The 19,140-nt window shown below is 48.8% G+C and carries 25 protein-coding genes and 1 other annotated feature; of the genes, 21 read left to right on the forward strand and 4 right to left on the reverse strand.

Annotation, left to right across the window (positions count from 1 at the left end; all coding sequences use genetic code 11):
- Window positions 1-10: 10 nt before the first annotated feature.
- Genes CIB36_RS05055 through CIB36_RS05065 form a run of 3 tightly spaced genes read right to left on the reverse strand, consistent with a single transcriptional unit; the run spans window position 11 to window position 2,492 of the window.
- Complete coding sequence (locus tag CIB36_RS05055; RefSeq protein ID WP_093988446.1) at window positions 11-1,570, reverse strand: NAD(P)H-hydrate dehydratase; 1,560 nt, start codon at window positions 1,568-1,570, stop codon at window positions 11-13.
- Window positions 1,567-1,947, reverse strand: a complete 381-nt coding sequence (gene acpS / locus CIB36_RS05060) for a holo-ACP synthase (protein WP_093988447.1) — start codon at window positions 1,945-1,947, stop codon at window positions 1,567-1,569. Before acpS ends, CIB36_RS05055 begins: the two co-directional genes overlap by 4 nt.
- A complete protein-coding gene (locus CIB36_RS05065) occupies window positions 1,947-2,492 on the reverse strand; it encodes a hypothetical protein (RefSeq protein ID WP_093988448.1) in 546 nt (181 codons plus the stop codon). Before CIB36_RS05065 ends, acpS begins: the two co-directional genes overlap by 1 nt.
- 143 nt (window positions 2,493-2,635) lie before the next feature.
- Window positions 2,636-2,874 (forward strand) — a binding site (T-box leader).
- 85 nt (window positions 2,875-2,959) lie between these two features.
- Between CIB36_RS05065 and pheS the strand changes: the two genes are divergently transcribed.
- Together pheS and pheT are read left to right on the forward strand one after the other, a co-directional pair.
- Window positions 2,960-3,979 (forward strand): phenylalanine--tRNA ligase subunit alpha, encoded by a 1,020-nt coding sequence (pheS, locus tag CIB36_RS05070; protein ID WP_093988449.1) that lies wholly within the window; start codon window positions 2,960-2,962, stop codon window positions 3,977-3,979.
- A gap of 34 nt (window positions 3,980-4,013) precedes the next feature.
- Window positions 4,014-6,395 (forward strand): phenylalanine--tRNA ligase subunit beta, encoded by a 2,382-nt coding sequence (gene pheT, locus CIB36_RS05075; RefSeq protein WP_093988450.1) that lies wholly within the window; start codon window positions 4,014-4,016, stop codon window positions 6,393-6,395.
- Between the two features lie 45 nt (window positions 6,396-6,440).
- On the opposite strand, the gene CIB36_RS05080 is transcribed toward pheT, so the two are convergent.
- A complete protein-coding gene (locus tag CIB36_RS05080; RefSeq protein WP_093988451.1) occupies window positions 6,441-6,617 on the reverse strand; it encodes a DUF1540 domain-containing protein in 177 nt (58 codons plus the stop codon).
- 238 nt (window positions 6,618-6,855) lie between these two features.
- On the opposite strand from CIB36_RS05080, the gene CIB36_RS05085 reads away from it, so the two are divergent.
- The 19 genes from CIB36_RS05085 to CIB36_RS05175 all read left to right on the forward strand — a co-directional run bounded on the left by CIB36_RS05085 (window position 6,856) and on the right by CIB36_RS05175 (window position 19,137).
- A complete protein-coding gene (locus CIB36_RS05085; protein WP_093988452.1) occupies window positions 6,856-7,101 on the forward strand; it encodes an IreB family regulatory phosphoprotein in 246 nt (81 codons plus the stop codon).
- Window positions 7,102-7,177: 76 nt separating this feature from the next.
- Window positions 7,178-7,972: a ZIP family metal transporter gene (locus CIB36_RS05090; RefSeq protein ID WP_093988453.1), complete on the forward strand. Its 795-nt coding sequence runs from the start codon at window positions 7,178-7,180 to the stop codon at window positions 7,970-7,972.
- Window positions 7,973-8,189: 217 nt separating this feature from the next.
- On the forward strand, window positions 8,190-8,744 hold the full coding sequence (locus CIB36_RS05095) for a terminase small subunit (RefSeq protein WP_229408196.1): 555 nt from the start codon (window positions 8,190-8,192) through the stop codon (window positions 8,742-8,744).
- The gene (locus tag CIB36_RS05100) at window positions 8,734-9,984 is read left to right on the forward strand and encodes a PBSX family phage terminase large subunit (protein ID WP_093988455.1); all 1,251 of its coding nucleotides are present in this window, start codon (window positions 8,734-8,736) and stop codon (window positions 9,982-9,984) included. Before CIB36_RS05095 ends, CIB36_RS05100 begins: the two co-directional genes overlap by 11 nt.
- 35 nt (window positions 9,985-10,019) lie before the next feature.
- Window positions 10,020-11,189: a phage portal protein gene (locus CIB36_RS05105; protein WP_093988456.1), complete on the forward strand. Its 1,170-nt coding sequence runs from the start codon at window positions 10,020-10,022 to the stop codon at window positions 11,187-11,189.
- Window positions 11,182-12,177, forward strand: a complete 996-nt coding sequence (locus CIB36_RS05110) for a hypothetical protein (protein WP_093988457.1) — start codon at window positions 11,182-11,184, stop codon at window positions 12,175-12,177. Before CIB36_RS05105 ends, CIB36_RS05110 begins: the two co-directional genes overlap by 8 nt.
- 29 nt (window positions 12,178-12,206) lie before the next feature.
- The gene (locus CIB36_RS05115; RefSeq protein WP_093988458.1) at window positions 12,207-12,542 is read left to right on the forward strand and encodes a hypothetical protein; all 336 of its coding nucleotides are present in this window, start codon (window positions 12,207-12,209) and stop codon (window positions 12,540-12,542) included.
- 16 nt (window positions 12,543-12,558) lie between these two features.
- Window positions 12,559-13,563, forward strand: coding sequence for a phage major capsid protein (locus tag CIB36_RS05120; RefSeq protein WP_093988459.1), 1,005 nt, complete (start codon window positions 12,559-12,561; stop codon window positions 13,561-13,563).
- Window positions 13,564-13,616: 53 nt separating this feature from the next.
- Window positions 13,617-13,976, forward strand: coding sequence for a hypothetical protein (locus CIB36_RS05125; protein ID WP_093988460.1), 360 nt, complete (start codon window positions 13,617-13,619; stop codon window positions 13,974-13,976).
- Window positions 13,977-13,987: 11 nt separating this feature from the next.
- Window positions 13,988-14,323: a hypothetical protein gene (locus tag CIB36_RS05130; protein WP_093988461.1), complete on the forward strand. Its 336-nt coding sequence runs from the start codon at window positions 13,988-13,990 to the stop codon at window positions 14,321-14,323.
- A complete protein-coding gene (locus CIB36_RS05135; protein ID WP_093988462.1) occupies window positions 14,310-14,804 on the forward strand; it encodes a hypothetical protein in 495 nt (164 codons plus the stop codon). The genes CIB36_RS05130 and CIB36_RS05135 overlap by 14 nt, the downstream gene beginning before the upstream one ends.
- 92 nt (window positions 14,805-14,896) lie before the next feature.
- On the forward strand, window positions 14,897-15,922 hold the full coding sequence (locus CIB36_RS05140) for a phage tail sheath C-terminal domain-containing protein (protein ID WP_158662581.1): 1,026 nt from the start codon (window positions 14,897-14,899) through the stop codon (window positions 15,920-15,922).
- 16 nt (window positions 15,923-15,938) lie between these two features.
- A complete protein-coding gene (locus CIB36_RS05145) occupies window positions 15,939-16,316 on the forward strand; it encodes a hypothetical protein (RefSeq protein WP_093988464.1) in 378 nt (125 codons plus the stop codon).
- An 11-nt stretch (window positions 16,317-16,327) separates the two neighbouring features.
- Window positions 16,328-16,666, forward strand: coding sequence for a hypothetical protein (locus CIB36_RS05150; RefSeq protein WP_093988465.1), 339 nt, complete (start codon window positions 16,328-16,330; stop codon window positions 16,664-16,666).
- A complete protein-coding gene (locus CIB36_RS05155) occupies window positions 16,663-16,881 on the forward strand; it encodes a hypothetical protein (protein ID WP_093988466.1) in 219 nt (72 codons plus the stop codon). The genes CIB36_RS05150 and CIB36_RS05155 overlap by 4 nt, the downstream gene beginning before the upstream one ends.
- A 12-nt stretch (window positions 16,882-16,893) precedes the next feature.
- A complete protein-coding gene (locus CIB36_RS05160; protein ID WP_093988467.1) occupies window positions 16,894-17,430 on the forward strand; it encodes a hypothetical protein in 537 nt (178 codons plus the stop codon).
- Window positions 17,421-18,401: a hypothetical protein gene (locus CIB36_RS05165; protein WP_093988468.1), complete on the forward strand. Its 981-nt coding sequence runs from the start codon at window positions 17,421-17,423 to the stop codon at window positions 18,399-18,401. The genes CIB36_RS05160 and CIB36_RS05165 overlap by 10 nt, the downstream gene beginning before the upstream one ends.
- A gap of 15 nt (window positions 18,402-18,416) precedes the next feature.
- On the forward strand, window positions 18,417-18,791 hold the full coding sequence (locus CIB36_RS05170; RefSeq protein WP_154824559.1) for a hypothetical protein: 375 nt from the start codon (window positions 18,417-18,419) through the stop codon (window positions 18,789-18,791).
- Window positions 18,784-19,137, forward strand: coding sequence for a hypothetical protein (locus CIB36_RS05175; RefSeq protein WP_093988470.1), 354 nt, complete (start codon window positions 18,784-18,786; stop codon window positions 19,135-19,137). Before CIB36_RS05170 ends, CIB36_RS05175 begins: the two co-directional genes overlap by 8 nt.
- Window positions 19,138-19,140: the final 3 nt, after the last annotated feature.

A 19,140-nucleotide genomic window follows, 5' to 3' on the forward strand; every position in this document is an offset into this window, starting at 1 on the left:
ACGGTACAGTTTATCTGTTTTGTTCCAATTCCCGCAACAGCAAAGGGATTTCCTGAATCAGGTCTCTGGCAAGGATCCCATATTCGGAGAGACGCTGGGCGCATTGGTCACCACAGGCGCCATGCAGGCAGACCGCAAGACACGCCGCCTTCTCTGACGCGATTCCCTGCGCCAGAAATGAACCGATCATGCCAGCCAGGACATCGCCGCTTCCGCCTTTTGCCATCCCAGCATTCCCGGTAGTATTTTGGTATACCGTCCCATCCGGCAGGGCGATCACGGTGGCATGCCCCTTCAGCACCAAATGGACAGAGTACTGTTGGGCGAATTGTGAAGCTGCCTGCTCGCGGTCTGCTTCGATCTCTGCAACAGATTTTCCACAAATGCGTGAAAATTCTTTAGGGTGGGGCGTTAAGATAATGGGCGCCTTTGCTGTTTGTACTATATTTATGTCACCAGCAAGGCAATTTATACCATCTGCGTCAATAACAAGCGGGGTTTGTGTTTCTTTTACCAACGACCGTACCAGTTTTTCGGTATGCTCATCATGTCCCAGCCCACAGCCAATAACAGCGGCGGTAGAGGAGGAAAGACGTTCGGAAAGGAGCGTCAGGCTTTCGGAAGAAACGGCGCCGTCTTTCGTTTCCGCTAAAGACAGGGTAACGGCTTCCATCAAGTGGGGGAAACAGGCATTGATGACGCTACTGGCCGCGGCCAGCGTAGTCAGGCCGCAGCCACACCGCAGGGCGGACAGGGTAGCCATCATGGCGGCGCCGCCCATCCCGGAACGTCCGGCAAGGATGAGCAGTTTTCCAAAATCACCTTTGTTGGCGTTTGGATCCCGTTTCGGGAGAAGGGCGGGCAGATTTTCCCATTTGAGAAGCTTTACAGAAGAACTGTCTTCTAAAGCTTCACTGGGCATCCCGATGTCCAATGTGTGGATCTTCCCGCAGACAGACTGGGTATCTTCCAGAAGATGGGCGGGTTTGAGCGCCCCCAGAGCAAGGGTGTGATCTGCACGGAATACCGAGATGGAGCAACTGCCGTCATCACCATTCATTCCACTGGGGATATCCACCGCAATGCGTACGGCGTCCGCTTTGTTGGCTGTGCCGATCATCGGTTGTGCACTGCCTTGAACTTCACCGTGAAAACCGGTTCCAAAGATGCAATCAATGATCAGATCTGCCTGATTCAAGCAGAAATGACAGAGCATCGGTTCCTTTTTTGCATCAAGAAATTGTATGGAAGAAATAGCCGCCGCCTGCTGATACACCTTTTGGGAAAGCTCTGTTCCCGGTTCTCCACAGCAAAAGATGCAGGTGATATCTGCGGCGGAATTTTCCAGCTTGCGGGCAATGACAAGGCCGTCACCGCCGTTGTTCCCTTTTCCACATAGGATTACAACAGAAGAGGTGGAAAGCTTTGGGAAAAGCTCTTTGATTTTTGCTGTACAGGCCGAACCTGCGTTTTCCATGAGCTGAGCGTAGGATACGCCTAATTCGTTACTGCGGGCTTCTGCTTCTTTCATCTGCGCGATCGTCAGCGCCTTTGCTTGCAAATTGATCACTCTTTTCGTTCATTTTGGTTTTTTGTAAGGATCACCACAGCGGACGCATAGTGCGTCGTATGGGTAAGGCTTAGGGAGATTTCATATCCCTGCGCCAGTTGTGCCGCTTTTTTGGAAAGGGAAAGAAACGGTGCGCCCAGCTTGTCGCGCAGGACAGACACCTCCCGCAGGGAGAATCCCCGCACACCGGTTCCCAGCGCTTTGGAAAAAGCTTCTTTCGCGGCAAAGTTTGCGGCGGCACTTTCTATTTTATGCGCGCCTTTTTGCTGAAAGTACTCCAGTTCTTCCTCTGAAAAAACCCTCGTTAAAAAACGAGGGTTTTCCATACTCTTTTGGATCCTGGAGATCTCTACTAAATCAATTCCAGTCTTTATCATTATGCTTTCCAAATATTCCTTTTAATATACTGTTTCATGTTGGTCAAGATTTTTTCGTTGGGATTGAAAACCAGCATACATTTCCCAAATTTTGCATGATCCAACAGCGCATAGTATGTATTAGGGTCCTGGGTAGAACTGCATGCCATAATGACAGTGGTGCCTGAATCTGTCTGCGGGGCGTTTTGGTACAGCCCAAATTCTGTAAACTGGCGGGTATCCACTGTGATCAGGCGTTTTCTTTTCCGGCGGGCAATGATCTTGTCAACGTCGATCTCCCCGTTGGTCAAGATATATTCATACTCGATGCTCATGCCGGAGATCAGGTAATATGTTCCATAAATAACACCGGCTGCAAGCAAAAGGCCAAGGGTGCTGAAAATTTGCCCAATGATGCCAAGGACACCCTCTGCCATTTGAAAGCCTGGTAAAATAAACGCAAAGATAAAAATCAAGAGAAGGGCCGCTACCACGATCCCAATTTTTTTAACCAGGTCTATTCCTGTGTTTCTTTTTGCTACGATTTGTTCAAAAAATACATCCATTGTTGAAAGCTCCTTTAAATGTTCAGTGGCAAAACTGCCTGTTAGATATATTATAGAGGATTTTAGGAAAAGATTCAATATATTTTGTAGATTTTGTACTTGAAAAATTGTAAAAAATTTGTTATATTATTAGTTGTCATATGATAAACACGATGATTAAGAAAGTATGTATTTCAAAAATCTTGAGAAGAGAAGTTCCGTCACCGGCTGAAAGCGGGCGCTTGATTGGAAATACAGAAGTTCGCTTAGGAGTGGTTTTGCTGAACCTTTTACAGTAGGCAAAAACGGGTTGGCTTTCGTTAAAGGGCTTTTGAGTGTCTGCGCAGGTTTGCGCAGAAATCAGGGTGGTACCGCGTTAGAGATAAAGTCTTTCGTCCCTTGAATGATTCAGGGGGACGGAAGTTTTTTTATTTACGGGGTATTTTGTTTGTCATGAAAAGAAGTTTAAGACAGGAGGCTTTGTTCAAATGAGAAACGCATTGGAGCAAATCAAAAATACTGCGATCGAGAAGCTGGAGGCTTGCAGCGATTTAAAAGCGTTAGATGAACTGAAGGTAAAATATCTTGGAAAAAAAGGGGAACTGACCGCAATTTTAAAGCAGATGGGAAAGCTTTCCCCGGAAGAACGCCCGGTGATTGGACAGCTTGCCAATGAGGTGCGCGCAAAAATTGAGGAAGAAGTGACCCAAAGGATCGCACAGCTCAAGGAAAAACAGCTGCAAGAGCAGCTGAAAGCTGAAAAAATCGACGTGACCATGCCGGGGAAAAAATTTGACGTGGGGAAAAAGCATCCTTTGACCATTGTGATGGATGAGATCAAGGAAATATTCTTAGGGATGGGATTTGACGTTGTCAGCGGGCCGGAGGTAGAGCTTGACTACTACAACTTTGAGGCGCTGAACCTGCCGAAAGACCACCCAGCCCGCGACACGCAGGATACCTTTTACATTACAGAAAACACTCTCTTGCGGACTCAGACCTCTCCGGTGCAGATCCGTACCATGGAAAAAAGAAAACCGCCGATCCGGATCATCTCCCCGGGACGGGTATACCGTTCTGACGCGCTGGACGCGACCCATTCCCCGGTATTCCATCAGATCGAGGGGCTTGTCGTGGACAAAGGGGTCACGATGAGCGACCTGAAAGGGACGCTGGAAATGTTCATTAAGGGCTTGTACGGCGAAGATTCCCAGATCCGCTTCCGCCCGCATCACTTCCCGTTCACTGAACCGAGCGCAGAGATCGACGTGATGTGCTTTAACTGTCACGGCGAGGGCTGCCGCTTATGTAAGGGGGAAGGCTGGATCGAAGTGTTAGGCGCTGGGATGGTTCATCCAAAGGTGCTGTTAAACTGTGGGATCGATCCGGAGGAATATTCCGGCTTTGCGTTTGGCGTCGGGTTGGAACGCGTGGTAATGCGCCGCTTCAACATTGACGACATCAGGATGTTCTTTGAAAACGACATGCGTTTCTTAGACCAGTTTTAATAGATCACACAGCAAGAGAAGGAGAGAATGAACCATGAATTTATCTATGAAATGGTTATCTGATTATGTAGATATTACCGCAACCCCCAGAGAATACGCAGAGGCCCTGACCATGTCCGGCTCTAAGGTAGAGGGATATGAAATAGAAGGATCTGAAATTGAGAATGTGGTAGTGGGAAAGGTGCTTTCCATTGACAAGCACCCGGACGCTGACAAGCTGGTCATCTGCCAGGTCGAGGTAGGGCAGGCAAGCCCGGTACAGATCGTCACCGGGGCGACCAATGTTACCGTGGGCGCGCTGGTCCCAGTTTGTCTGGACGGCGCTGTGCTGCCGGGCGGCAAAAAAATCAAAAAAGGCAAGCTGCGCGGCGTTCTTAGCGAAGGGATGCTCTGCTCCTTAGGGGAATTGGGCCTGACGGTGAACGATTTCCCGTATGCGATCGAAGACGGGATATTCCTGATCGAAGAGAACTGTGAAGTAGGGCAGGATATTCAGAGCGCGATCGCTCTCAACGATACGAGTGTAGAATTTGAGATCACCTCCAACCGGCCGGACTGCCTTTCTGTGATTGGTCTAGCGCGGGAAACAGCCGCGACGTTTGACGTGCCGCTTAGGCTGCATACCCCGCAGGTAAAGGGAAGCAACGACGGGGACGACATCAAAAATTATCTAAAAGTGGCAGTAGAAGCGACCGACCTTTGCCCAAGATACACCGCTAAAATTGTAAAGGATGTCAAAATTGAGCCATCCCCGCTGTGGATGCGGGAACGTCTGCGGGCGAGCGGTGTGCGTCCGATCAACAATTTAGTGGATATTACAAACTATGTTATGCTGGAATACGGTCAGCCGATGCATGCGTTTGACCTACGCTATGTAGCTGGGAACGAGATCGTAGTCCGCCGTGCGAAAAACGGGGAAACGATGATGACTCTGGACGGCGTGGACCGCACCTTTACCGAGGACATGCTGATCATTTCGGACGCGGAAAAACCAGTTGCTGTTGCCGGCGTAATGGGCGGAGAATACAGCGGAATTATGGAAGACACCAAAACCGTTGTCTTTGAATCTGCCAATTTCTTAGGAAACAGCGTGCGCCGTACCGCGAAAAAACTGGGAATGAGAACAGACGCCTCGGCACGGTATGAAAAGGGGATCTCCCCGCTGAGCACCATGGAGTGTGTGGAACGTGCCTGTGAACTGGTAGAGATGCTGGGCGCCGGCACCGTAGTTGACGGGGTGATCGATGTAGATCATTCTGACAAGACTCCGAAGACCGTAAAACTGGAACCGGATTGGATCAACCGCTTCTTAGGGATCAGCCTAAGCCGCGATGAAATGGTCAAAACGCTGGAGGCTTTAGGCTTTACCATGGACGGCGATCAAATTGTGGTGCCATATTTCAGAATCGACATTGAGCATAAAGCGGACATAGCGGAAGAGATTGCCCGCATTTACGGATACAACAAGATCCCGACGACTGCACCGACCGGGACTGCACGCGGAGTGATTACGCCCCGGCAGAAATTTGAGCGTACCATCAATGAAACCATGCTGTCATTGGGTTGTTATGAGATCATGACTTATTCCTTTATCAGCCCGAAATATTATGACAATATCCTGCTGCCGGCCGACAGCGAGCTGCGCGATTCGGTGACGATCATGAATCCGCTGGGTGAGGATACAAGCATTATGCGGACGACCACGATCCCTTCCATGATGGAGATCGTATCCAGAAACTACAACAACCGCAACCCATATCTGTGGGCTTATGAGATCGGGATGGAATACATCCCGGCTGAAGATAAAGATTTGCCTGACGAAAATCCGATGCTTACCATTGGCCTATATGGCAACGACGCGGATTTCTATACTTTAAAAGGGATGGTAGAAACTGTTCTGGATCGGATCGGGACGGCAGAGGTGGATGTTGATCCATGCACGGACGATCCGACTTTCCACCCGGGACGCTGCGCGGTGCTATCAAAGGACGGCGGCAAGATCGGTGTTTTGGGAGAGATTTCTCCAAGGGTGTGCCAGAATTATGATGTCGGAGCCAAAGTGTACGTTGCGAAATTAGACGTTAACGCATTGTTTGAGATTTCCGACAGTGAAAAAACTTACCGCCCATTGCCAAAATATCCGGCGACCTCCCGCGACCTGAGTTTGATCTGCGATGACGAGCTTCCGATCGTGCAGATCGAACGGGCAATCAAAGGGGCTGTTGGAAAGATCTTGGAAAAGGTGGAATTGTTTGACGTTTACAGAGGCGCGCAGGTAGAGAAGGATAAAAAATCAGTATCCTATTCGATTGTGATGCGTTCCGATCAGGGGACCCTGACTGACGAAGAAGCTGACGGCGCTGTAAAACGTGTATTAAAAGCATTGGATAAAATTGGCGTTTCCCTGCGCCAGTAATGTAAAGATCCCCTGCCAAATGGCAGGGGATCTTTACGAGAAGGGTTATTTTTTTAAGCAGAAGGATTCGCAGTCTGTACATTGGACCATGGTCGGGTTTGCTTCGTGGGTGCCGACGGTGATGCAATCTAAAGAACAGTAGTTCTTGTCCTGACAGTGGTATTCGCACTGAGAAACAGAACAATGGATAGACTGGTTTGGTTTACAATTACAATTTGCCATGATGATTACCTCTTTTCTCAAATAAAATTGGGAAATGGCATTTCCCATTGATAGTATGTGAAAGAAACAGAAAATCATACTTGCTTCTTTTTAGATGGGAAAACAAAGGTTTTTGTGAATAAAAAAAGAAATCTCTTGTTTTTTTGACAAAATGAGGTATAATAAAAATAATTCATCATATTGTATTAACAACAGCAATTTGCGCGGTAAAATAGATTATCAGGAGGGGAAACCAAAGATGATGGACAAAACTATGACATTTTCGGTAAAGGATGAAAAGGAAAATGAAATGAAACGTATCCTGACTACCGTTTATGATGCCTTAAGCCAGAAGGGATACAACCCGGTAAATCAGATTGTGGGTTATATCCTGTCTGAAGATCCGACATACATTACAACACATAACAATGCAAGAAGCCTGATTCGTCATGTTGACCGTGATGAATTGCTGCAGGCCATGGTGAAATCGTATCTTGCCGATTAAGCGTGAAATGTTGAAAAGCAGTACGGCTTGCGCTGTACTGCTTTTTCGTATTGAAATCAAATAGGGAGGTGGAGCTATGACACAGCCGGTCATTTGGGCGGCAATTGGGACAGGCTTTACATTTTTGATGACGACAGCAGGCTCGTCTATTGTGTTTTTCTTCCGCAACGCGATCAGTGAAAAGATTCAGCGGATCTTTTTAGGCTTTGCAGCTGGGGTAATGATAGCGGCTTCAGTTTGGAGTTTGCTGATCCCGGCTATTGAAGAAGCAGAAGCCAATGGAATGCCGGGAATGATCCCAGCGGCAGGAGGATTTATTTTAGGGGTCGCTTTTCTGATGCTGATGGACTCCCTGCTGCCGCATCTCCATCCGGGTGCTGCTGAGGCGGAGGGAAAGGCTTCCTCTTGGAAAAGGACGACGTTATTGGTATTGGCAGTGACCCTGCACAATATTCCGGAAGGGATGGCGGTTGGGTTATCGTTCGCGCTGGCGGCACAGCACCAGGGGGAAAGCGCTGCATACACCGCGGCGTTTGCGCTGGCGCTTGGGATTGGGATCCAGAATTTTCCGGAGGGGGCGGCCATTTCATTGCCGCTTCGCCAGGAAGGACTTTCCGCTTGGAAGTCGTTTTTATATGGCAGCGCATCCGGCATTGTAGAGCCGATTTTCGGGATTTTGGTAGTGATGATCGCCGGAAATATCCAGCCGCTGATGCCGTGGCTTTTGAGCTTTGCGGCCGGAACGATGATGTATGTCGTAGTGGAGGAGCTGATTCCCGAAGCACATTTAGGAGAACATTCCAATACCGGGACGCTTGGCGTAATGGCAGGCTTTTTAGTGATGATGATCTTAGATGTGGCATTGGGATGATTTAGCTGAAAAGCGGATTTTATCAATTTTTATTATTTTAAAACAGAGGTACAGCTAGCTGTACCTCTGTTTTTTTATATGACAGAATCATATCAAAAATTGTAATATTTTACATATTTATTCTTTTGATTTTGTATAATATTACGGTTTTATGATTTGCTGAAAAAAGTTGTACGTTACTGTGCAACTTTTTTCATATTTGCGGGTAAGGTCGGAAGTGTTTTACAGGCTTCTAAACAGATTGATGGAGGGGGAAGATGACACGGAACAGACAGAGAATAAGAAAACTACGATAAAAGAGACCTTGTTTTGCTATTATTTCCATCATTACCGCAATGGTCGGGAAGCAGCTGTGAAGGCGGGGTATTCACCGCGACTGTCCGAAAGCATTGCCGCTCGACTGCTCCAGCGAGAGGAGATAAGACGGCTTTGCAGGCAGTTTGACCGGGAATATCACAAACAGCAATTATACAATGATGTGATCTCCGGGTTAAAACGGCTTGCGTTTGGTTCTGTCCGTGATGGGGTAAAGCTGATGTTTGACGGCGAAATATCAGATTGGGAAAATTTAGATCTATTTTCTGTCCGGGAGATCAAACGTCAAAAGAACGGGACAATGGAAATTCGTTTTGCCGACCGTTTCCAGGCATTGGAAAAGCTTTTGGAACTTGAGGAGATGGAAAGTGAACAGGAGGGAACGGCTGCCCTTTACCGTGCGCTGGAACTGGGCGCCCAAAGCCTGGGGAAACATCTGAAAGAAGATGGAGATTAAGCCTTTTTCCGAAAAGCAGCTGCGGTTGATGACTTGGTGGTGTCATAACAGTCCAGACAGGCAGTATGACGCCGTGATCTGCGATGGGGCTGTGCGAAGCGGAAAAACCTTTTGCATGTCGCTTTCCTTTGTGTTATGGGCACATGCCTCCTTTCAGAATACTGCTTTTGCCTTTTGTGCAAAAACGATCTTATCCCTTAGGAGAAACGTGATAGCCCCGCTTCTTCCGGCACTGAGGCAATTTGGATTTTCCTGTTGTGAAAAGCTATCCCAGAATTATGTGGATATTTCCTGCCGGGGCAGGACGAACCGGTTTTACCTGTTTGGGGGAAAGGATGAAGGCTCAGCGACATTGATCCAGGGAATCACCCTTGCAGGGGTACTGCTGGATGAAGCGGCGCTGATGCCGCGCAGCTTTGTGGAACAGGCTTTGGCAAGATGCTCGGTAGAAGGGTCCCGGTTTTGGTTTAACTGCAATCCGGAGCATCCGTATCACTGGTTTTACCGGGAATGGATTTTACAGGCAAAGCCCAAAAACGCGCTGTATCTTCATTTTACGATGGAGGACAACCCCGCACTTTCCCCAAGGATACGAAAACGATATGAAGCGCTTTATTCCGGCGCCTTTTACCAGCGTTTTGTAGAGGGAAAGTGGGTAAGCGCTAACGGGCTTGTTTATCCGATGTTTTCCCACGAACGTCATTTATTCGAGCAATACCACACCTATTCCGAATACTACATCTCCTGTGATTATGGGACGGTGAACCCTACCTCTATGGGGCTTTGGGGAAATGATAACGGCTGTTGGGAACGGCTGAGGGAATATTATTATGACGCGCGGAAAAATCAGCGGCTGAAAACGGATGAAGAACACTATGAAGCTTTATGTGAGCTGGCGGGGGAGCTTCCTGTTAAGGCGGTGATCGTAGACCCATCGGCGGCAAGCTTTTTAGAATGTATCCGCAGGCATGAAAAATTTTTGGTAAAAAAAGCTGACAATGATGTGCTAAGCGGGATACGTAGGGTATCTGACGCGCTGCGTGAGGGGAAAATCAAGTTCCATCTATCCTGTCAGGACACGATCCGCGAATTTTCCATGTATGCTTGGGAAAGTCAAAGAAGCCGTGACGCCCCAAAAAAGGAATATGATCATGCGATGGATGATATACGGTATTTTGTCAGCACGGTACTGCATCGTCAGGAGGAGCCCTTCTTCTTTCTGGCCCTAGCAGAACGGTGACCGTCCATCAACAAACAGAAAGGAGTGTGAAGAACATGAAAAGATGGAAACGAAAAGCAAATCCGTCAAAAGAGGAACCGGTTTCCTTTTCCTCTGCGGCGAGGGGGACAAACCAGCCCTTTTCTATGCTGGATTCCTACACGCCGCTGTCCGCCCCGGAGCTTCGGCTTTACGAAGCGATCCGGGAGGGGGTCCCGATTATTGACGCGGCCATTTACAAGACGATCCGGCTGGTCGGCGGGTTTCATGTGGAATGCAGGGACAAAAGGACGCAGTCTTTGCTGGACCAATTTATCCGAGAGGTGAACGTTGGGGGCAGAAGCATGGGATTGGAAAGCTTTATTGCTTGTTACCTGGACAGCTTGCTGACATATGGGAATGCAGCCGGAGAAATGATTTTGAACCCGTGGAACACTGGCTTGAGCGCCCTATACAATGCGGACATTTCCAAAATTGAGATTAGGGAGAGCAGCGACCCAATGGAGTTGGATTTTTATGTATCTGATGAAATGGGACAAGCCCACAAGATCACCCGCAAAGAACTGGTGCTGTTTACTGCGCTGAACCCTAAGGCTGGCCGGCTGACGGGGGAATCGATCCTTCGGGGGCTGCCGTTTGTGACCTCGATCCTGTTTAAGATCTACCATTCGATCGGGCAGAATTTTGAACGGGTAGGAAATATCCGGTATGCGGTGACCTACAAGCCGGCTGGGGACATGGTGGACCGCGCTTATGCCAAGGAACGCGCCCAGATGATCGCCCGGGAATGGGCGGAGGGGATGCGCCAAAGCGCGGACGGGCAGGTGCGCGATTTTATCACCGTCGGGGATGTAAATATCAAGGTGATAGGGGCTGACAACCAGGTGATCGACACCAATATCCCGGTGCGCCACATGCTGGAACAGGTGATCGCCAAAATGGGGATACCGCCGTTTTTATTGGGGCTTTCATGGTCCACAACAGAACGGATGAGTCAGCAGCAAACAGATATTTTAACCACAGAGCTGGAGTATTACCGCCGTCTATTAACGCCGGTGATCTTAAAAATTTGTACTGCTATGCTGCGGTTAAACGGATCGGAACAAGAGCTTTCCGTGACTTGGGATACGATCAATCTCAAGGATGAGGTAGAACAGGCGCATGCCGGGCTTTACCGGGCACAGGCGGAACAAATCCAGCAAACGTTGAAACAGGGAGGTGCATGATATCAGACAGGGAACGATTTTAAAATCTGCCGTTCCGGCGAAGGAAGACCTGCAAAAGATCAACCGGTATACCCGCCGGGAATTGGAGGAAAAGGAGCTTTATTGCTTCAATGTGATCTTGTGCGACAACGAGATCGACCGGGATGGCGAAGCTTTCAGCGTACCAGCGCTTCACAAGCTTGCAGAATTGTTTTTAGGAAAAACAGGGATCTTTAACCATGATCCCAAAGGGGAAAACCAGACGGCGCGGATTTATGACACAAAGGTTTGCGTGAAAGAGGGAACAGCGACCCAAAATGGAGAACCGTATACCTATCTTTTAGCAAGGGCTTATATGGTGCGCAGTGAAAAGACCGCAGACCTGATCCTGGAGATCGACGCAGGGATCAAAAAAGAGGTCAGCGTAGGATGCAGTGTGGATTCAGTCACCTGCTCAATTTGTGGGACAGATCTGCGCGGCCGCAGCTGTGAGCACCAAAAGGGTGAAATATACAATCATCGGGTATGCTGTGCGGTCTTAAGCGAGCCGACAGATGCTTATGAATGGTCCTTTGTAGCGGTGCCGGCGCAAAAAAACGCTGGAGTCACCAAACGCTACGGCGCTTTCCGGACAGAGGAACAGCCGCAGGAGGCAGAGAATACCGTCTGCCGGGAGCCGGAAGAGGTATTGAAGCTATTAAAGCTGACAGAAAAAGAACTTGTGCTGAATAGGCTGGAAGCACAAAAGCTGACAGGATATGTAAACCGGTTAAAGCAGGAAGCAAAGCTTGGGAAAGAATTCCGCAGGCGCAGGCAGGAGCAGGTAAAGGGTGTTTTCCTGTTGCAGTACCCGCAATTAGGAGTAGGGACGATACAAGCAGTGGTGGAAAAGATGTCCGATCAGGAGCTTTCCGAGTTTGAAGCAGTGTGTAAAAATCCCGGTGGAACGCCTCAGCTTCAGAGTGCTGCAGGGACAGAATGCTTTTTCCAAAAGGACTTTAAAATTTAAAGGCAGGGAATGCCGGAAAGGAAACAGAGATGAACTATAATCAAATTGGGGATGTAACAGCAACATTTCGGACAAGTGGGAATGTTTTAGTAGGGGACTTGGTTTCTCTCAAAGAAAACAGCACGGTTCAAGCCGCGGCAGCAGACGAGGAAATTATTGGCGTATGCGTCAGCAAAAACGGGATCTACGCAGGAGTTCAGGTAAGAGGCGGCGTAACCGTAGCTTGTGCCGACAGCGCCTTAAAGGTGGGCTATCGCCAGTTAAAAGCGGCTGCGGACAATAAAATCGCTTTGGGTACTGCCGGGGCTTATCATTTAGTCGTTTCAGTGGACACTGCAGCAGAAACCGCGATGGTTTTGTTATAAGAAGGGGGAAAAATCAATGGCATATTATGATAATATCCGTTTGGAAAAAGGAATGTATGCGGTAAGCGGGAAGTCTTTTACCAAGGTTTTGGAGGAAATGGACCCCAGCGAAAATTACCGCGGGACCCAGCTGGAGGGATTGGACGCATTTGAACGCCAGTTAAAGCGGTTTGACATTAAAGTATCCGGCGGGAGGTCGGATATGGTGGAAAAATTTTTCAGCACCGCAACCTCTTCCGCATTGTTTCCGGAATATGTGAAGCGCGCCGTTGTATCCGGGCTGAACGACAGCAACATTTTGGAACAGATCATTGCGGCAAAAACTTACATTGATTCTTTGGATTACCGTTCCATTACTTCTTCCCGGGATGATGAAGAATTAAAGCCGGTCGCGGAGGGGAGCACGATCCCTGCAACCACAGTAAAGACGCAGGAAAACCTGGTAAAGCTTTATAAACGCGGCAGGCTGTTGGTGGCTTCTTATGAAGCGATCCGTTTCCAGAGGCTGGATTTGTTCACAGTGACCCTAAAACAGATCGGGAACCGGATCGCCCGTTCCCAGCTGGAGGATGCAGTCAACGTCCTGTTAAACGGTGACGGAAATGAAAATCCCGCCAAAGAGGTAGAATTAGCAGGAGAAAGCCTGACCTACCAAGATTTGATCAACTTGTGGGGAGAATTTGACGAGCATGAAATGAACACGATGCTGGTAGACACTCAGGCTATGATGAAGCTACTGGCGTTAGAGGAATTGAAAGACCCGGCAACGGGATTAAATTTTCAGGGCACTGGGAAACTGAGCACGCCGATGGGAGCCAACCTGTACAAAAGTATTGCTGTGCCGGCTGGGAAGCTGATCGCTTTGGACAAGAGAAGCGCACTGGAAATGGTCACAGTAGGCGACGTGGGGATCGAATACGACAAGCTGATCGATCGTCAGCTGGAGCGCGCGGCCATTACCGCGACTTACGGGTTTGCAAAAATTTTCCCGGATGCAGTCCGTGCAATGGATTTAAACTAGTGTGAAAGCATGGCGGGAGTATACACTCCCGCCATGAAAGGGGGAATAGCTTTGTGGTTGATTTTTTGGAGGTGACAGACCGATTCCGAATCATGTCAAAGCTTTCGGAAGAGGAGATCGCACAGTATACAGAGATGATCCGGCTGTGCACAGAAGAAATCGAAAAAAAATTAAAACCGGGGGTGTGCTGGGAAGAACATTGTCCGCTTTTACAACAGTTGGCAGCCGCCACTGCCTATTACCGGTATATAGTCATGACCAATATGACTACGGGCAGCATTAATGCGCTGGACCTGACAGTGACAATGGATAACACAAAACAGATCCAGGCGGCAAAGAGGCTGAAGGATGAATTGACAGTGATGGCAAAAGGCCTGTTGCGGGACGATGTGTTCCTATTCGGCATGATGTAAGGGGACGCGATATGGTCGATTATAAATTGATCCGGGACTTTTTGGAACGGTACGGCTCCAAAATTACAGATCTAGAAGGGAAAAAGGAAACCTTTGGGGTTCTGTCTCCGGTTCGGTACTGGGAGGCGGAACGGGAAGAAAAAATTTTTTTCCCAGCAGGTTACCGGATGAAATGCGAATATGTTTTGATGAGCCTGAATGAAAGCGGAGTGATCCAAAAAGGAAAGTCTATCCGGTTGAACAGGAAGGTGTTCCATGTGATCGGCGCCGATTGGTATTACTATGCCGACAAGCCGTTATATCTGCGTGCCTATTTGAACGAGGAGGTGGCGTATGATCCGTGCTGAGTCATTAAGCTTGTTCAAAGAGGGCTTGCTAAAGGAGCTTGCGGGAATTTTTCCGGAAATGCAGATTTTAGATGGGTTTCGGAAAGAACAGGTCTACAAGGCGGTGGAACAACCGTTTTTAGCAATGAATATCCAAAAGATTTTTGCGCGGTCGGACAGCTGTTCGGATTATTGGGGAACCGCGGTACAGGAAGATGGGAGCACCGAGGTTTACGGCCGGCTGGCAGAGGTGACGTTTCGGTTCCAGTTTGGGCTGCCGGCCTTTTCCTGCCTGTCTGAAACGACGCTGTTTTTGCGGCTGTGCAATTATCTTTTGGGGCAGCCGGATTATGATTTTTCCGAGATCCTCTGCGGGGAAGTGGAATTTTCACAGGCAATGCAGTGCTTTGTTTTAACGGCGAGCGCTAAAACAAAGATTATTTTAACAAGGCAGGAGATTTTCCAGCCAATTCGGGATATTGTAGTTCAGACCAAAAAATAGGAAGGCTAACAGGGATATTATTTGCGGCCCTTGATATTCCGATGAGATTTTATAAAGAAAGGAAGCCTTTTAAAAAAGGCATGGTGATACATATGGCCAATAGTATGCGCCCCGGGATTTATACTGACTACACCATTACCCCGGTCTTTTCCAAAAACCGGGGACAAAGTATTGGGATAGCGGCGCGGGTAAAACATGCAGTGGAAGGGATCCAAACGATCACTTCATTGAGCCAGGCGCAGCGGATCTTTGGGGAAGAAGCTTTGGATAATCCAATGATGCAGCTAATTGGAGCGGTTTACGAGGCAACAGCCCCGACTATTTATGCCGTTGGAGTGACAGAAGACACCGACGAGGCTTATTTAGGAGCAGTTGACAGCCTTTTCCAAAGCAGAGCCTATCTGCTGACAACCGACCGGAAAAGCCTGCCTGTCTATCAAAAGATAAGGGAGAAACTCAGAGAAAGCGGGGAAAAGCTTGCGGTTTTGCCTACGATCCCGGACACACCGCCCGATGAGTTGGCGCAAGAACTAAATTGTGAGCGGATCTGCGTCACGTATCCACCTGTAAAGAAAAATAGATTTACAGAAGATTTTTCAGCAATTGGGTTGACCGCTTTGATCTCTGACCGGAACGGAGAGCCAGGAAGCTTCAACGGCGCCGCTTATTCTCAAAACTGCGTGCTGACAGAAGAACCGGAGGAAGAAGAGGTGGAAACATATCTGCGCAGCGGTGTGTGCGTGCTGGAAACCAGTGGGGGAAGTGTTACCTTGATCCGCGGGGTGACTACCCGTACCCATGACGAGGCAGGGGAACCGGAAACGTCTTATCGTAATTTAGGGGTCATCTTAACGGTCGATACGGTGCTGCCGCAGCTTCAGGAAACACTGCGTCAGAAGCTTGATTTGACTCAGAACAGTCTGGTGGGACTGAACTCTATTTTATCACTGACGGTGAGCAGGTTGGAGGATTTTGTAGACGCCGGGCTTTTAAGCGGATATGATATGCCGCGGATCACCTTAGACCCAGATGACGCATCTGTTTGTATAGTAGAAATCGGGTTTACTGTGGCACAGGGGATCAGCAGTATTTATCTGACTGCGCAGATCACAGTTTAGAAGGGGGAGATATAAGATGACAGGTGTTACGATCCCCACCAGCAAGGACATTACGATCGAAATAGACGGCAAAAAGCTGGCAGTGGTGCAGAGCTGTACGGTGAAGACTGTGCGGGAGACCCGGAGCATTGAGGCGTTTGGGAGCGAAAATCCAGTTGCAACGGTAGGTGGGAAGCTGACCCACACACTGGAATTAAAAAAGATCGTACCGGTGAAAGGGCTGAATGACCTTGACTTTTACGGGCTCAGTGATTTTACCATTGTGATCGCCAAACCGGATACCCGAATCGTTTATTCTGGATGCGAGTGGAGCAGTATCGGGGAAACATTGGGGTTAAATTCTCCGTGCATCGAAACGATGCAGGCAGTAGCGCGCAAGCGCTTGGTGCTGTGAGGAGGGGAAAGATGAGAACGACTTTCATTCAGCTTGGCGGGCAGTATTATGAGATGCGGGAGCTTTCCTGCGAGCAGGTGATTGTAAGTCTTGGCAGGTGCGAAGCCATGCAGCAGGCTGATTGGCCCTTTGATCTGGACAAGGAACTGCTGCGTGCCATGTGTGAGAACGCGGTTTTAGGGTTTGAAAGCATTTACACTGGAGAAAAGAAACGATTCGCTTCTCCGGATGAGGTGTTAAAAACCCTATCTCTTTCAGAGCTGGCCAATATTTTTGACACATATAGCACCGCCTTTTCTAAGGATGGCTCTGGCCAGACCATTTTTGAAGCAGCAGAGGTAGAGGAATGAAGATTTTTGAAAAAGCACTTTTCCGGCTGATACAGCAGAGAGAAAGCAGTCAGGAACCGGAAATACCGATGGCCGATCCCCAGCAGGAGCATGAAAAAATAAAAACGATTGACGGAGAATACGATACCGTTGCGTTTGGAGAGGGGATCAGCTTGGAGGAGATCGAAGAAAAAACCGAATACCGCAGGCGGCGCAGCGTCCGGGCGCTGGACTGACAGGAGGAACATATGGCGACACAGTTTCAGTTTAAGGATTATACCTTTGCGGTGAATCCCGGGCAGTTTCAAATTTCCCGCGGGAAGATACTAAAAGCATTCCAGCCACCGATGATCACTGGAACAGTGTATCCCCGCGCAGTGATCCAGCCGATTGGTGTGGAACCTATCCTTGTAACAGGGAGGGGCGAACTGATCGGAGAAAATGTGATGGAAGAATATACGCGGCTTTACCAGGTGTTTATACAGGAGGAAAGCGGGTTGTTATATCTGCCGAACCTTGCGCCGTTTTACGCCTATTTTCAAAAGCTGGAGATGACCGGTAAGGCGGGCCCCAATATTTTAAGCTATGAGTTTTCCTTTTTAGAGGACTGCGGAAAAAATCAAACGGAATTATCTGCCCAAGAGCCGTTTTATATCAGCCGCTCCGGGGATACCCTGTGCCTGATTTCGGTAAAAACAGGGAAAACGGTGGAGGAATTGTTGTTAAGCAATCCGGCTTTACAGGTTTCCGGCGAGCTTTCAGAGGGGACGATGGTATGGCTGTAAGAAGTTCTGGAAATGTAAGGATAACAGGTACAGCGATCGACGATCAAAAAGTGACCTTTCAAAAGATCGTGAGCTTATCGTTTGAAAGCGACCGGTTCACCCCGGCGGATGAATTGCAGTTCACGGTGCTGGACGTTTTAAACGGGCGGTTTAAATTCATTACAATGGAACTAAACGGACGGAAGATTTTTGACGGGATCGTAGATATTCAGAAGCGGGTCATTGACCAAAAGGGAAACTACACCAGCTTTGTATGCCGCCGTAAAACCTGCATGATGCTTGACAACGAGGTAAAACCATACTGGTATTTTAATCTGACATCAGATCAGTTGATCAAAAGCCATGCGCTTCCCTATGGAGCAAATGGGGCAAAGCTGCCAAAGGCGGCGGTATTGCCGCAGATTTTGGCAAAAAAGGGGATCTCGCATTGGGAATTTTTGACCCTGTTTTGCCGGTTGGCCTATCACAGATCCCCCTATGTTGACCGTATGGGAAATATCACCTGCGACCCCTTTCAGGAAACGGAGCATCTGTTTTCCAATTCACGGGCAGATGGGATTCCTTTTTTAACAGCGGAATTGACGGATGATCATTATCAAATCATCTCTAAGCTTTCTGTAAAAACTGGAAAGGCGGAATACGGTGCGACCTATGGATATGTGCTGAACAATGCCTCTGCGGACCAGTTTGAGATCGTAAGGGAACGGTACTACCACCCGGAAACAGAGTGGCAGGGAGAACCGGCGCTCAGTGCCCGGCAGTATTACGAGGATAAGCAGGCCGGTTTTTTTGAAGTTACTGTCACGGTACCCGGAATTTATGATATTCGGGCCGGGGACAGCGCGCGCTTTGAAGACGTGATCGGGAGCTATTATGATCTGTATGTGACAAAGGTACGCCTGCGCAGTGACTCGGACGGGAATACGATGACCATTACCCTTTGGGAGAAGAGCGGGCTGATCAATCGTTAAAAAGGAGGGAAAATGATGGTGAACCGGTTTTGGGAAAAACAGCCGGAGGAATTTGCCAGCTTTGGCACAGTGCTCCGTTCCGAAAAAAACGGCCTAGGGATCTCGTCCCAGGTCGATGTGCAGGCGGCACAGGCGGTGCATCCGTATGGGATATACAGCCTCCCCTGTGAACAGGACGAGGTGCTGATGCTGCCGACTCAGGATGGAAAATATGTTCTTCTAGGGGTGACCCGGCAAGCAGGAGAGCTGGAAAGCGGAGAAATTTTGATCCAAGCAAAAAGCGGGGCATATTTAAAGCTGCGTTCTGATGGATGCGCAGAACTCAACGGCATGGTGATTGATCCAAGTGGAGTGGCTGTAACGCTAGGAAAGGAGCGAAACAATGGATAACTTGATTGCAAACGGCGACATGGTGATGGGCAGAAACGGCGATCCGGAAATGATTTCCGGGCTAAAGGAACTAATTCAGCGGGTGATGCTCCGCCTTAGCGTGAAACGGGGCGGTTTTCCTTACAACCAGCAGCTGGGCAGCCGGTTAGCTCAGCTGGATTTAAACCAGACAGACGAATTTACTTTGCTGGCGGCCGTTCGAGAGGCTTTAGCCGATTTGGAGGAGGTTACTGTTTCCGGCATTGAAAAAACGCTGGACCGGGAAACACAGACCCTGTACCTAACGGTTTACCTGGTAGTCAACGGCAGGGAAGCGATCGTTGAACTCAATGACCAGCTTTGGTAGAAA

The organism is Massiliimalia timonensis, from assembly GCF_900186585.1.
GTDB classification, from domain to species: Bacteria; Bacillota; Clostridia; order Oscillospirales; family Ruminococcaceae; genus Massiliimalia; species Massiliimalia timonensis.

Excerpts from the sequence above, each read along its gene's own strand:
- CIB36_RS05160 (WP_093988467.1), top strand. The coding sequence starts at position 16,894 with ATGGCGACACAGTTTCAGTTTAAGGATTATACCTTTGCGGTGAATCCC.
- CIB36_RS05100 (WP_093988455.1), top strand. The coding sequence starts at position 8,734 with ATGGAGATTAAGCCTTTTTCCGAAAAGCAGCTGCGGTTGATGACTTGG.
- CIB36_RS05175 (WP_093988470.1), top strand. The coding sequence starts at position 18,784 with ATGGATAACTTGATTGCAAACGGCGACATGGTGATGGGCAGAAACGGC.
- pheT (WP_093988450.1), top strand. The coding sequence starts at position 4,014 with ATGAATTTATCTATGAAATGGTTATCTGATTATGTAGATATTACCGCA.
- CIB36_RS05150 (WP_093988465.1), top strand. The coding sequence starts at position 16,328 with ATGAGAACGACTTTCATTCAGCTTGGCGGGCAGTATTATGAGATGCGG.
- CIB36_RS05170 (WP_154824559.1), top strand. The coding sequence starts at position 18,417 with ATGGTGAACCGGTTTTGGGAAAAACAGCCGGAGGAATTTGCCAGCTTT.
- CIB36_RS05130 (WP_093988461.1), top strand. The coding sequence starts at position 13,988 with ATGGTCGATTATAAATTGATCCGGGACTTTTTGGAACGGTACGGCTCC.
- CIB36_RS05090 (WP_093988453.1), top strand. The coding sequence starts at position 7,178 with ATGACACAGCCGGTCATTTGGGCGGCAATTGGGACAGGCTTTACATTT.
- CIB36_RS05120 (WP_093988459.1), top strand. The coding sequence starts at position 12,559 with ATGGCATATTATGATAATATCCGTTTGGAAAAAGGAATGTATGCGGTA.
- CIB36_RS05105 (WP_093988456.1), top strand. The coding sequence starts at position 10,020 with ATGAAAAGATGGAAACGAAAAGCAAATCCGTCAAAAGAGGAACCGGTT.
- pheS (WP_093988449.1), top strand. The coding sequence starts at position 2,960 with ATGAGAAACGCATTGGAGCAAATCAAAAATACTGCGATCGAGAAGCTG.
- CIB36_RS05155 (WP_093988466.1), top strand. The coding sequence starts at position 16,663 with ATGAAGATTTTTGAAAAAGCACTTTTCCGGCTGATACAGCAGAGAGAA.
- CIB36_RS05145 (WP_093988464.1), top strand. The coding sequence starts at position 15,939 with ATGACAGGTGTTACGATCCCCACCAGCAAGGACATTACGATCGAAATA.
- CIB36_RS05165 (WP_093988468.1), top strand. The coding sequence starts at position 17,421 with ATGGCTGTAAGAAGTTCTGGAAATGTAAGGATAACAGGTACAGCGATC.
- CIB36_RS05085 (WP_093988452.1), top strand. The coding sequence starts at position 6,856 with ATGATGGACAAAACTATGACATTTTCGGTAAAGGATGAAAAGGAAAAT.
- CIB36_RS05115 (WP_093988458.1), top strand. The coding sequence starts at position 12,207 with ATGAACTATAATCAAATTGGGGATGTAACAGCAACATTTCGGACAAGT.
- CIB36_RS05135 (WP_093988462.1), top strand. The coding sequence starts at position 14,310 with ATGATCCGTGCTGAGTCATTAAGCTTGTTCAAAGAGGGCTTGCTAAAG.
- CIB36_RS05140 (WP_158662581.1), top strand. The coding sequence starts at position 14,897 with ATGGCCAATAGTATGCGCCCCGGGATTTATACTGACTACACCATTACC.
- CIB36_RS05080 (WP_093988451.1), bottom strand. The coding sequence starts at position 6,617 with ATGGCAAATTGTAATTGTAAACCAAACCAGTCTATCCATTGTTCTGTT.
- acpS (WP_093988447.1), bottom strand. The coding sequence starts at position 1,947 with ATGATAAAGACTGGAATTGATTTAGTAGAGATCTCCAGGATCCAAAAG.
- CIB36_RS05065 (WP_093988448.1), bottom strand. The coding sequence starts at position 2,492 with ATGGATGTATTTTTTGAACAAATCGTAGCAAAAAGAAACACAGGAATA.